General features: G+C 59.7%; 13 protein-coding genes and 1 pseudogene. 1 reads left to right on the top strand and 13 read right to left on the bottom strand.

Features of this window, described 5'->3' with window-relative positions; translation table 11 throughout:
* Positions 1-24: 24 nt before the first annotated feature.
* From N5D45_RS09005 to N5D45_RS09030, 6 genes are all read right to left on the bottom strand, one after another.
* On the bottom strand, positions 25-1,866 hold the full coding sequence (locus N5D45_RS09005; protein WP_279938785.1) for a hypothetical protein: 1,842 nt from the start codon (positions 1,864-1,866) through the stop codon (positions 25-27).
* A 90-nt stretch (positions 1,867-1,956) separates the two neighbouring features.
* Complete coding sequence (locus tag N5D45_RS09010) at positions 1,957-3,258, bottom strand: tyrosine-type recombinase/integrase (protein ID WP_279938786.1); 1,302 nt, start codon at positions 3,256-3,258, stop codon at positions 1,957-1,959.
* A 619-nt stretch (positions 3,259-3,877) separates the two neighbouring features.
* Positions 3,878-4,351 (bottom strand): NIF family HAD-type phosphatase, encoded by a 474-nt coding sequence (locus tag N5D45_RS09015; protein ID WP_279938787.1) that lies wholly within the window; start codon positions 4,349-4,351, stop codon positions 3,878-3,880.
* Positions 4,352-4,467: 116 nt separating this feature from the next.
* Entirely contained in the window at positions 4,468-5,142 is a 675-nt protein-coding gene (locus tag N5D45_RS09020; protein WP_279938788.1) for a hypothetical protein, read from the bottom strand.
* A 413-nt stretch (positions 5,143-5,555) separates the two neighbouring features.
* Positions 5,556-6,647, bottom strand: a complete 1,092-nt coding sequence (locus N5D45_RS09025) for a PA0069 family radical SAM protein (RefSeq protein ID WP_279938789.1) — start codon at positions 6,645-6,647, stop codon at positions 5,556-5,558.
* 150 nt (positions 6,648-6,797) lie between these two features.
* Positions 6,798-7,133 carry a hypothetical protein gene (locus tag N5D45_RS09030; protein WP_012478634.1) on the bottom strand — a complete coding sequence of 112 codons (336 nt, stop codon included), beginning with the start codon at positions 7,131-7,133 and terminating at the stop codon, positions 6,798-6,800.
* Positions 7,134-7,213: 80 nt separating this feature from the next.
* Between N5D45_RS09030 and N5D45_RS09035 the strand changes: the two genes are divergently transcribed.
* On the top strand, positions 7,214-7,438 hold the full coding sequence (locus tag N5D45_RS09035; RefSeq protein WP_012478633.1) for a helix-turn-helix transcriptional regulator: 225 nt from the start codon (positions 7,214-7,216) through the stop codon (positions 7,436-7,438).
* A gap of 158 nt (positions 7,439-7,596) precedes the next feature.
* Here N5D45_RS09035 and N5D45_RS09040 read toward each other — a convergent pair.
* The 7 genes and pseudogenes from N5D45_RS09040 to exbB all read right to left on the bottom strand — a co-directional run.
* Positions 7,597-7,833 (bottom strand): annotated as a pseudogene (locus N5D45_RS09040) (radical SAM protein); the annotation flags it as partial.
* A gap of 145 nt (positions 7,834-7,978) precedes the next feature.
* Entirely contained in the window at positions 7,979-8,722 is a 744-nt protein-coding gene (locus N5D45_RS09045) for a pyridoxine 5'-phosphate synthase (RefSeq protein WP_197650262.1), read from the bottom strand.
* Between the two features lie 9 nt (positions 8,723-8,731).
* Complete coding sequence (locus tag N5D45_RS09050) at positions 8,732-9,001, bottom strand: hypothetical protein (protein ID WP_279938790.1); 270 nt, start codon at positions 8,999-9,001, stop codon at positions 8,732-8,734.
* Positions 9,002-9,042: 41 nt separating this feature from the next.
* Positions 9,043-10,503, bottom strand: coding sequence for a cardiolipin synthase (cls, locus tag N5D45_RS09055; protein WP_279938791.1), 1,461 nt, complete (start codon positions 10,501-10,503; stop codon positions 9,043-9,045).
* A 158-nt stretch (positions 10,504-10,661) separates the two neighbouring features.
* A complete protein-coding gene (locus N5D45_RS09060) occupies positions 10,662-11,075 on the bottom strand; it encodes a biopolymer transporter ExbD (RefSeq protein ID WP_005411740.1) in 414 nt (137 codons plus the stop codon).
* 3 nt (positions 11,076-11,078) lie between these two features.
* Positions 11,079-11,504: a biopolymer transporter ExbD gene (locus N5D45_RS09065; RefSeq protein WP_005411739.1), complete on the bottom strand. Its 426-nt coding sequence runs from the start codon at positions 11,502-11,504 to the stop codon at positions 11,079-11,081.
* A 62-nt stretch (positions 11,505-11,566) separates the two neighbouring features.
* Positions 11,567-12,328 (bottom strand): TonB-system energizer ExbB, encoded by a 762-nt coding sequence (gene exbB, locus N5D45_RS09070; RefSeq protein WP_004132614.1) that lies wholly within the window; start codon positions 12,326-12,328, stop codon positions 11,567-11,569.
* Positions 12,329-12,331 lie beyond the last annotated feature (3 nt).

The following is a 12,331-nucleotide window of genomic DNA, read 5'->3' on the forward strand; positions in this document are numbered from 1 at the left end:
CGCGCTACTGGCGTTAGCGCCCAGCTATTCAAGTCCGGGCAGGGTCGTCAGCATGATCATCGCCGCTGATCGTTGATTCGCAGTTGTGCTCACTGCTGGGATCCATGAATCGCGGAGAGCGAGGTAGGCATTCTCGAACTTTCGCCTCCAGATCTCGCTGCCGAGCTCTGCCCTGGCTTCTTCGTATAGCTCCTGCAGTTGAAGAAAGCGCGCGAGCGCGTAGGCTTCATTTGGATCAGCTGCGGCGAGCGGGCATGCAGGACAGGATCCATAGCTGGTGCAGAGCTTTCCATGGCGCTGCCCTGGTTGAGGACTTTGGAATGGATCTGCACAGCAGAAGCCCTGCGTGGCTGCCGTTTGCTCGCGGTCACTTCGGGCGGAACGTGTGTCGATCTTTCCATTTGAAGTCACCCAGCGCTCCTGTGCGGTCATGGCTCCCGCCAGCTGCTCCTTTTGCCGACGCTGCATCGTGGTTGTCTGGTAACTGTCTTGACCAGTTGACAGTAGCCGATGGCCTAGCATTGCTCGGAGCTCGAAGACGTCGCCGTCGGTCAGCCCATCAACCGCTTCGGAGAACGCAAGCCTGTTTGCTTGGGAGCCAGAGTACTTAAGCCCCCTTCGTTTGCAGAACAACGTGATGTAACCGGTCACCCGCGTGGTCACGTCGTCGGTTCTGGCTGAGTAGGAGTCGATGTGCATTCCTCGGCGCTTGTGCCGCCCGCCTTCGGAAACTGCGTGGAGGAAGAAGTCATTGGCAAGCTCACCAGCAGCGTAGTCTCTGATTCGTTTGGTCCAAGCAATGACGAAACTGATCAATCTTTCCGGCGCTAGCGGGTGATCGCTAGCGGGGAAGGCTGCTCGCTGTGTCGCGCCCTGAGCGGAACTTCCAGCCCTGCGCTTGGAGGACTTGATCACCGTTCGCTTTTGTCCAAGCGGGTAGTGCTCCGATATGCCATTCAGGGTTAGTGTTCTAAGTGGCTGCTCGTTGAAGCCCGAGTGCATGGCTAGTACGAGAAAGAATGGGATCAGATCGCCGCCGATGGGGTGCGCTAGTCTCCTCAGACGGAAGTACTCGCTTTCGCTGATCTTTCCTACGCCTGGGAGCTTGTGAACCGCGCCTTGGCGAGGAAGATGACCGTCAAAGTTTGCCAAGATTTGAGCAATTGCCTCTGCCGGGTCGCTTAGCGATACAGCGTCGCCCTTCTTCTTCTGAGCGAGGGCACTGTGAACCCTATCTAGAAGTGGCCACACTTCATCCATCGTCGATATGCATTCTTCGACAGCTGCCTTCATGACGTTGGCCCAAGCCGCACGGTCCAGCTCTTTCGGCTTGCTCTTCCGTGGCAGTCCTGCGAATGGCTTTGGCGGAATACGGATCACCTTCCACCGTGGATCCATCTCGTGCAGCGCAAGAATGACCTTCTTGAATGTCCCGTAATAGTGGCGCTGGGTCTGCACCGAGAGAGCTGTCGGGTGCGTGGTATCCCTACCTTTCAGATACGTTAGAAATGACTCGCCGAGATTCATCGGAGTGTCGTCTGGGCCGCTTATCTTTACCCCTTTTGCGGTTAGGTACTGCACCAGGCCACTTACGATGTTGTTAGCTGAAGAGGATCTAGTCGTCTCCCTGCTGTTCTTGTTAGCTCGGCAGAACGCCTCGGCGAAGAGCGGTGCCGCTGCACCTATGCCCTTCCACCGGCTGAGATTGACGATGTTGTCGCGCAGGTCTCCGGCGCGCCTGAACGCGACTTCCAGGCGACCAGCGCTCTCGCGTACATCCCATTTCTTTGTGTTGCCCACCTTTTCCTCAACTACTACGGCGTGCCGCAGGTGGGCGGACCTTCTTCCTGCCACGTAACGCTCCAATCCGTGTTCAATCTGATTTGATATGGTGAGTCGGTCACATGCGAGGAGTGGTGCGTATGCCGGCCGTGGAGCTGTGTGAGCTCCAACTCGTCAGGCCTCGACGTCCATTCGCATAAAGGGTTGACCTTCAAGGTGCAGCCTGATCGATTCCCTGGTTTCGCTCTCGAATGCGTTCGCGCTTCGCAGGTAGATGGACTCAGTCGTATCCCTGAGACTGTGTCCCAGTACCGACTGAACATACTTGATCGCATCCATGTCACCGTTTGCGCGCTTCTCCATGTACGTGTACAAGGCGAAGGTGTGTCGAAGGGCGTGAATGGTTATTCGCTCGCGCTGCGTGGATTCGTAGCGAGCCAGGTCACGCTCTTTGGAGAGCCGTTTGAGCAGCCTGTCCTTGGCCTGGGCGAAATGCCGGTCGAAGATCTGCGGGGTTATCGGATTGCCCGCATGCTTGCGGTTGTTTGCGTCGAGGACGAATAGGACGCCGTGATCCTCGAGCTTGTGGTATTCCAGTCGTAGGTCAACGAGGCGCTGCCGAACACCTTTGGCATAGCGCTTCAATGCGTTGAGTAGCCAGACTGGAACGGGAACATTGCGCTTCTTGTCACCTTTCCCGAGGACGGGGATGGCGACTGCAGTGAGAGGATCGCGCCCTTCCGTACGGGCCTGAAGGATGGTGTTCGCTTTGAGATCGCACACTTCCGCCCGCCTCAGTCCTGCTTGATAGCAAAGCTCAGCCATCAATCGCTGCGCCGTGGTCGCGTATGCCAGTTCAATCAGACCATTTCGCTCGAGCACAGGTTTGGGACCTAGTTCGTCAAGAATACCGACGACGGTCTCGGGATGGAGCGCAGTGATGAGTTCGTCAGCGTCGTTCAGCCCGGGAAGATCGACGCCAACGTCGAGAACTTGAACAGTTCCTCGCTTCGTCTGCTTGCTCAGCAGCGCTGGTGCCTTCCTCAGGTATCCCCGCTTCACGCAGAATGCGATTAGCTTGGTCACGGTCGACCATCTTCGATGAATAGTCGCGGCGGCGAGCTTATCCAAGGTCACCGCAGAGTCCAGGTCAGTCAAGGTGTCCGCATAGGATCTGAGGAGATCCTCATCTACGTCGGAAACGAGCTTTTTTCTTGCGTCAAGAAAGTGATGGAAGTCGGTGAGGTCAGCCGCGATAGCTGCGGTTGTGTTCTTGCTGCAGGCAAGCTTTGGCTTTGGACCGAGCGTTAGATGGGCATCTGCAAAGAACTCAAAAGCGGGCTGAACGATTGTTCCATCAAACCTGCTGACCAAAAAGCAGAAGCCCTCGGGTAAGGGTACGCCTCGCGCACGCGTGATTCCTGTCGCTTCCGAAGCGATTGTACGTGCGGTGCATATTTCGACGTCATAGGCCATGGCGCCGAAAGCTATCAGGTATGCGGAAAGTTTTTTTTGCTGTGAGCCTTACGGTACTTTAACAACTGAAATGAGAATCATGCCAACTTTTTACTTCTTTTGATTCATATATTTACGCGTGATCGTGACCCTACTGGTACGCTCGGTATGAAGGAAGGCCTGCTCGCTGGTACGGGGGAAGTGCGCAATAGAGAGGTGGGCTCGTTCGTCGCGCAGGCTGGATTCGCTCCTTCAGTACCAATGTTCGTGTCTGCTCGGCGCGGCAATCGATAGCGCGCGGTCAATGGCTACCCAAGGCTGGCAGTGAGTTGACATCACCAATTGGGAGACTCCGCGGTTGCTACTGCGCGTTCTTTAGGGAAGCGTGTTGGTTGGGCAGTGGGTGCGCCTGGAGCTACCGATTCAATTGCTGCCGGCAAAGGTAAGGTTGCCGCAACGCCACTGCACCACTTTTGATTGCTGGCAACATTTGGTTGGCCGCCTCCGGGTTCTCCGGAGCGACGGTATCAAAGAATTTCTCGAGTGCTGCCCGCGTGCTGATCCCTAACTGTGCCGAATGTGCGAGAGGACGGCCGCTGCATGCGCGCTCTTTCAACGAGCCATCGAGACAACGCGCTGCTCAGCCATGATCGGCGATCATGTGGCCCAGGTTGGATGCACTCTGCAGTTCCATGATGCGATCAGTCAGGCGTTCAGCTGCGATCTGCAACCCGTCATCGTCTGACGAGTACGGGGAGCCGAACAGCGGGATCTCGACCCACAGTTTCTCCTGCCCATCATGCACATAGGGGCCATGGTCATCCAAGAGAAGGGCTTCACCCACGCGGGGGGAGACATAGGAAAGATCCTTTGTCCTTCCAGACCAGTGGATGTATCGAAGTTCGACAAACCATGCCGGAACACTGCCTTCCCTAGCCAGGAGTCCGGCAATTCTTCTTGCAAGTGCCTCGGGAACCGTAGTGAACAGTACAAGTTCCTCGAACTGTGATCGGACATCCTCTAGGAACCGGTGAAGCCCAGGGCGAGGAATCTGACTGACTGCGTTGGAGATGAGCGTACCTTCGAGGTCCAGTGCCAGGATGGTTGGCTTCATTGGGAGTTCCTATCTAAGCTTCTAAGCATGAGTAAACGCATCGGTAGGTAGCTATCCATGGCGTGGGACATGGTACCGGTTCGGGCTACGCCCCTCTGAAACTTTGCCCAACCACTTCACTTCCGTTGGATTGCTTCTGAGACCTCTACGGGCCAACGCGAGGTGTGGATGATCCTGGTCTCCTGCAGCTGCTCTTGAAGGATCTGGCGTTTGGTGAGCTGAGACACCTCCTCCCACTCGTTCCTGAAGATGTAAGTGGCATTGCCTGACTCGGGACTCTCGAACACGTATCGATTCCGTCCCGTGAACCCAAAAACGATGTACTCACTGAAACCGCCTAGTCCGACTGCCATGAAGTCGGGCTCGTGACGAGTGATGGTCCGGATGCGCTGCTTAGCGACTGCGCGGTCGCTGTCGGGCAACTGCTTCAGATAGCTATCCAATTCCTGCATCGCTCTATCGAACGGGAACTTCCCCGGAGGGAGAATGCGCCAGTTGATCTTCTCGACCCTGACCGGCACCGCGAGGTCCGGGTCAACGATTTCGAAGTCTTGGAAGCATTCCAGATAGATGTTGAGGAGGTTTGCAATGCTCTCTTCTGGCTCCGTCCGGTCAATGATCCTAGTAGCCATTGCGATACCACTGTCTGTATCTACAGCAGTGAGGAATTCACCAGGTGGTGCAACGTACTCCCTGGGATAGGTCTCATAGGATCTTGTCTGAGTACCATGGTGAGTGTGCCCGTGCCAGTCCTTCCACGAGGTATTGATTAATCGAGACTTGGTGACCATCGGTAGGTCCTTTCGGATGATCTCTTTGCCTCGGGCATTGAATAACGTCGCGGGTCCTTCGGCGCTTGGCACAATGGAAGCGCCTGCGAGCGGAAGGTGGTCGAATCCCAGCATCGCCGCTTGGTGTTCTGTGAGTGGGCCGCTAAGAAGACGAAACTGTGGCAGCCGCTCAATCGTACTTCGGTAGACTGATAGACCTCTCACTTGCTTGGGCATACGCGGGTCCTTTTCATGAGGAAGCGGGATAACCAAATATGTTTGGAAAGCCGTCTAAGCTCGCTGCGGAGGAGATGCTATTTCGTTTTCGGGGAGATGGTATCAGTGCTCAGAAACCTAGGACGCCCTGTCCCTGTAGGCGCCGCTCGGACTGCATCCATAGCTTTGTACTGATGCTAGCCTCTTTTTCCGTTCGGCTAGAAAAGTTGCCCCTGTGGCGACTTTTCTTGGGGAGGTTGAAAAAGATGAGTGGCCAGCGCTGGCAGTCTAGTGAAACCGAGCTCACGATGCTTCTTTTCAAAGCGCTTCCGGATCAAGTCCGCTACAGGGCCAGTTCCGGACATCCTGGTGCCAAAGCTGGCGTCATACTCCTTTCCACCATGCATCTGTCGCATCAAGCTAAGCACATGCGCAGCGCGGTCCGGATAGTGCAGCTCGAGCCATTCTCTCCAAATGTCCTTAATCTCGTTGGGTAGCCTGAGAAGCACGTAGCCTGCTGCCCGAGCGCCGTGTTCGTGAGCAGCCTCAAGGATGGCTTCTAGGTCATGGTCGGTGATCATGGGAATGACCGGCGCGATCAAAACCCCTACCGGTACTCCTGCCTCCTGCAGCTGATTCATTGCTCGCAGCCTTGCGTGGGGCGCAGCAGCTCGTGGTTCCAGTTTTGCAGATAGCTTCCTGTCGAGCGTGGTGACCGAGAAGTAGACCGTAACCAACCGATCCTTGGCCATCGACGCCAGCAGTTCGACGTCCCTGGTGATCAAGGCACTCTTGGTGACGAAGCTCACCGGATGCTTGGCATCAGCAAGCACCTCAAGGCATTGGCGTGTAATTTGGTAATTCCTTTCAATCGGCTGATAGCCGTCTGTGTTTATCCCCAACGCAATCGGGGTGCACTTGTAGTTCGACTTGCTAATTTCTGCTCTGAGGCGCTCCGGGGCATTTGTCTTTGCAAACAGGCGCGTCTCGAAGTCTAAGCCTGGTGAGAGGCTCAAGTAGGAGTGAGAAGGGCGAGCAAAACAGTAAACACAGCCATGCTCGCAGCCGCGGTACGGGTTGACCGACGCGCTAAAGCCAACGTCAGGGGATGAGTTGTGGCTGATCACTGTGCGCGCTCGCTCTTCCTGCACCTGAGTTCTCAGCCGTGGCGCGTCTTCCATCTCCTGGTAGACCGACTCCCAGCCGTCGTCGACTCCCACTGTTGCAGTGGTATCGAAACGGCTTGGGACACGCGATGCGGCCCCTCTACCTTTGAGAGGAACTTGGGCCTTTCGAGCATCCTGTTCCATGGCGACAACTTGGGAAGGTCGGGCCGTTAGTATTATTGCTAACCACAGGCGCCGCAACACCGTGAAATTCAGTTAGCTGTAGGCCATACGGTCATTTGGCGAGTAGGTTCTGCCCAGGCTTATCCACAGCTTCGGCTGGCAAGGCCTTTGTCAGCTGCGTTGGCCATGGAGCGCCTTGGCTTCCGCCAGAAAGATCTGCATCAATGCCCGCGATCGACGTGTGGCTGCAGGCAGTGGAATGCCCAACTGTGCGCAGAGCGAAGTCGCGTATGCCATCTGTGCACCCGTGGGCGGCTTGATGTCCCAATCCGTTAGCTGGGGGATGAGCTTTGAGAGCTCTTCTGCCAGGCGGTACTCAAAGCCCCTTGCTTGCCCCTCCTCTTCTTGCATTCGACGCATTTGCATAGCGACTTGCTCCCTGCCCATGGGAGAAAAGGGAAGCTCAAGAGTGAACTCCAGTTCCGGACATACGAGGTAAAAGTTCATGGGAGATGCAATTAGTACTTATAAGTAGACTACCTTTAGAGGCGTAGTCTTTAAAGTACTGGAACCACAAGCTGCTTCGCATGGTCGAGCATACGAACCAAGCGAAACTTGCAGATGTGATCCGCGCGCATCGTATTGATCTGGGTGTCAGCCAAGAAGCCTTTGCTGACCACATCCAGATGCACCGCGCCTACTACAGCAAGATCGAGCGTGGCGAAAAGAACCTCACTCTCGCTACCTTGGAGCGAGTTGCTAAAGGCATGGGTACCTCGATGTCGGCCCTGCTGCGCGCCGCAGGGCTCTAACATTCTTTGCAGACCACGAAGGTTGGCCAACATCTCCAGGATGGGCGCGTTGGCCGGCACTACGTGGGGGATGGTGCCGATAGCAATGTGTTTACTAATTCTTACCCAAGCTGCTGATATATAAGTATTTATCTAGTGAACAATCAGGGGGTATTGATACCGTGCTCGCAACCGCGGTAGGGATTCACCGATTGACTGAAGCCGACGTCGGGCGAGTTGTTGCGGGTGATGATGCTGCGCGCGGTTTCGGCGCGCACTTCGGTGCGCAGGCGCGGGGCAAGGAACTCCTCGCTCTCGTCGACCGCCCAGCCGTCGTCCACCGCCTCGCTGACGGTGCTTTCAAAGCGCCCGGCAAGGTGGGACGTGGAACCTCGGCCCTTGATCGCGATACCCATGCCCGCAGGGTACGCCGCGCCTGTCTCAGTGGCTGCGACGGCCGCCTGAAGGGTTCAGGGCAAGCCTGAGCCGAGCGTGGGCTCGGCTCTACAGTGGATGCGGGTGCCTTATAGAGCCGAGCCCATGCTCGGCTGCACCCATCGGTCACAGCAGCGCCAGATAGCCCCGCACCGTGGCATCCAGCCCGTCATACAGCGCTTCGCCGATCAGCGCGTGGCCGATGGACACTTCCAGCACGTCCGGCACGTGCGCCAGGAAGTCACGCAGGTTGTCCTGCGACAGGTCGTGGCCGGCATTGACGCCCAGCCCAACCGCCTGTGCGCGGCGTGCGGCGGTGGCGAACAGCGCCAGCATCGCCTCGGCATCGCCAGCGGCGTGCGCTTCGGCGTAGGGGCCGGTGTACAGCTCGATGCGATCGGCGCCGACTTCGGCCGCCCGCTCGAGCAGCGGATTACCGGCGTCGACAAACAGGCTGACCCGGCAACCCATCGCCTTCAGTTCGGCTACCAATGGTCGCAGCCGCTCGCCATCACGCTCGAAGTCGAAACCATGATCGGACGTGATCTGCCCATCGCCATCCGGCACCAGCGTGGCCTGCGCCGGGCGGGTCTGTTCGCACAGCGGCAGCAGCCCCGGGTAGCCCTCGCGCGGCGGCGCGAACGGGTTGCCTTCGATGTTGAACTCGACACCGCGCGCGCGGGTCAGTGTGGACAGCGCAAGCACGTCCTCGGCGGTGATATGGCGGCGGTCCGGTCGCGGATGCACGGTGATGCCATGCGCGCCGGCATCCAGGCAGGCCTGGGCGGCGCGCACCACGTCCGGTTCGGCGCCGCCGCGCGAATTGCGCAGGACGGCGATCTTGTTGACGTTGACGCTGAGCTGGGTCATGGAACGGAACTACTTGGAAAGAGGGGACGGATCATGCTCATCGGGGGCGGCGCTGCGACGTGCCTGGGCCTGCTCGCGCAGGCGGCGCAGCTCCTCGGCGTCGACCAGGGTGGCGGGGTCGCGCTGCAGGTCGCCGAAGCGGGCGACGTATCGGCCCCGCACCCAGGCCAGCAGGAAGGCCAGGGCGGCCAGCAGGCAGAGGGTCATCAGCCCGGGGCTGGGGGTCTTCAGGGCGAAGGCGAAGCAGCCCAGCGCCAGCAGCAGGTACAACCAATACATAGTCGGGCTCCCCCGGGTGATCGCCGCAGTGTAGCGCTGCGTTACAGCAGCGGCGAGGCCAGCCGGGCAAAGGCCTCGGGCAGGCGGTGCAGCCACAGCGAACGGCCGGCCTGGTCGTGCACCCGCGTGGAACGGTCGAATTCGCCCTGCAGCAGTTCGGCCAGGGCAGCCACCCGGTCACGGTCGCTGATCATCATCGACAGCTCGAAGTTCAGCCGGAAGCTGCGGTGATCGAAGTTGGCACTGCCAACGATGCAGACGTCGTCATCGGCGATGAAGGCCTTGGTATGCAGCATGCGCGGGCCGTACTCGTAGATCTTCACCCCGGCATGCAGCAGCTCGTCGAAGTAGGAGCGGGCGGCCTGGGTGACGAACCAGGAATCGCTCATCTTCGGCACCAGCAGGCGCACGTCCAGGCCGCCCAGCGCGGCCGAGGTCAACGCCATCCGCGCCGCTTCGCCCGGCACGAAGTAGGGCGTGACCAGCCAGACACGCTCATGCGCTTCCTGGATCGCCGCCACGTGCAGGCGATGGATCGTTTCCCAGCCCGAGTCCGGACCGGAGACCAGCACCTGGGCGTTGATCGCAGCATCGCCGCGCAGCGGCATGTCGGCCGGCCACAGACGGGCGATGTCCATGCGCGAGGGATCCTGCCCACTTGCGTAGAGCCAGTCCTCGGCAAACACCAGCTGCAGGCTGCGCACCACGTGGCCGCGGATGCGCATGTGCAGGTCGCGGTAGGCATCCGCCCTGCGGCTTTCGTCCTCGTCGTCGGTGATGTTGATGCCACCGGTGAAGGCGAGGCGCCCATCGACGATCACCAGCTTGCGGTGGGTACGCAGGTTCAACCACGGGCGCTTGAACGGCTTCAGCAGCTGCCGTGGGTGGAACCAGATCGCTTCGCCACCGGCGTCGAGCAGCGGCTGCAGGAAGCGGCGGGGCAGGGCGGAAGAGCCTACGGCATCGAGCAGCAGGCGCACCTGCACGCCGGCCTGTGCACGTTCCACCAGCGCGTCACGCAGGGCGGTTCCGGCATGGTCCGGGTTGAAGATGTAGTACTCCAGATGCACGTGGTCGCGTGCCTGTGCGACGGCCTCAAGCAGCGCCGCGTAGGTCGCCGCGCCGTCCACCAGCCAGGTCACTTCGGTGGCGCTGCTCGGCGCAAGCCCGGTCGTGGCCTGGGCGATCTTGGCCAGCTCGGTGCAGTCGGCGTCGGGTGGGCAGACGTCGCTGTAGTGCTCCATGCCCGACCGCGCGCGGCCACGGCGCAGGCGCTGCCGCTTCACCTTCTGCGGGCCCAGCAGGTAATAGATGAAGAGACCCAGGTAGGGCAGCAGCGCCAGCGACAGGATCCAGCTCAGCGTGGCCACCGGCTCACGCTTCTGCAGCATGATCCAGCCGGTCAGCGCGAGCAGGTACAGCAGATAGGCTACCGCCAGGATCGTGCCGAGGTGGGCGATGCCGTCGAGCCAGTGGCGCAGGGAGTCGAAGAGGGCGAGCATCCGCCGATCATAGCGGCGCGTGCAACCTGATGGGGTCAGATCCCTTCCTGCGCGAAAGGGAGCTGACCCCGACGAGCCCCCGCGGGCATAAAAAAAGACGCCCCTGTCTCCAGGGGCGTCTGCAGTCGCGTCATGACTGTTGTGTTGCGGTGTAGCGATTACTGCTGCACAAAACCGATCTTCTTCATCTGAGCGTTCTTCGCGGCGGCCAGAACCTTGGCCATCACGTCGTACTCGGAATCCGGGCTGGCGTCGATGCGCAGTTCCGGCTGGTTGGTCGGGTCACGCTGGACCTCCTGCTCCATCCGCTGCTGCAGCTCGCTGGTATTGATCGGGCTGTTGTTCCACGAGACCTGGTTGCTGGCGTCGATCTTCAGTTCGATCGGCGGCGGCGGTTCGACCAGCTGCGGCGGTGGGTTGAGCACGCGCTGCGGCAGGTCCACGGCGATCGGGTACGTCATGATCGGCGCGGTCACGATGAAGATGATCAGCAGAACCAGCATCACGTCCACGAGGGGCGTGACGTTGATGTCTGCCATGGGGCCCTTGCCACCACCACTACTGAATGCCATGGCTTATTGCCCCTTTTCTTTGGTCGCGACGAAGCCGACGTCAAGCATGCCCTGCTCCTGCGCGACCTTGGTCAGGTCGTTGATGACACGCATCTTGGTGGTGCGGTCACCACGCAGGTTCAGCGGCGGCTGCGGGGTCTGCTGGGCGGCGGTCGCCAAGCGCGACTCGAGAGTCTGCTTGTTGATTTCTTCGTCGTTCCAGTAGATCGAGCCGTCTTCCTTGACTGCCAGGGTGATCGGTCCGGAACGCTTTTCAGCGTCTTCCGGCTTCTGGATCAGGTTGGCTTCCGGCAGATCCACCTTGACCTTGTGGGACATCAGGGGCGCCGTGATGATGAAGATGATCAGCAGCACCAGCATCACGTCCACGAGGGGCGTAACGTTGATGTCGGCCATGGGGCCGCCGCTGTTACCACTACTGAAAGCCATAACGGGCTCCGTCTAGATCTTGGTGACTACTTACGTTCGTCGCTGGGTGACGCGCGCCGCAATTAGCGGACGCGCGAGCCGGTGGCGAAGAAGTCGTGCAGGTCGTGCGCGAAGGTATCGAACTTGCTGATGGTCGCGCTGTTGATCTTGCTGAAGAAGTTGAAGGCGAACACGGCCGGGATCGCGACGAACAGACCGATCGCGGTCATGATCAGCGCTTCACCCACCGGGCCGGCAACGGCGTCGATCGAAGCGGAGCCGGTGGCACCGATCTTGATCAGCGCGCCGTAGATGCCCCACACGGTACCCAGCAGACCGACGAACGGAGCGGTTGCACCGACGGTGGCCAGCAGGGTCATGCCCGACTGCAGCTTGTTGCTTTCGCGGGTCACGGCCTGACGCAGGGCGCGGTCGACGAACTCCGAACGGCTCAGGTTCTCACCCACGCCGCCGGTGGCGCCGCCTTCAGCGCGCTGGTGGTGGGCAGCCGCCTGGGCAGCGTCCAGGGCGATCTTCGAGAACGGCTCGGAAGCCGGCTGTTCTTCCATCGCACGGATGGCGTCCTGCGCGTTCGGGGTGTCCCAGAACAGGCTGACGACGCGATCGGCGGCGCTCTTCAGGCGGGTAGCACGGAAGATGTTGATGACGGTCCAGTACCAAGACATGGCCGACATGACGACCAGGGTCAGCAGCACGACCCAGGAAACCGCGAAATCACCCGGCTTGGTGGTCATTTCGTGGATCAGGTGCTCGAAGCCCATCTGCGACAGGGCGTTGGACGGATTGCCCCCGGCAGCAGCGGCGATGAAAATTTCCTGCAGCATGAC

The organism is Stenotrophomonas sp. GD03819, from assembly GCF_029841665.1.
Taxonomy (GTDB): Bacteria; Pseudomonadota; Gammaproteobacteria; order Xanthomonadales; family Xanthomonadaceae; genus Stenotrophomonas; species Stenotrophomonas geniculata.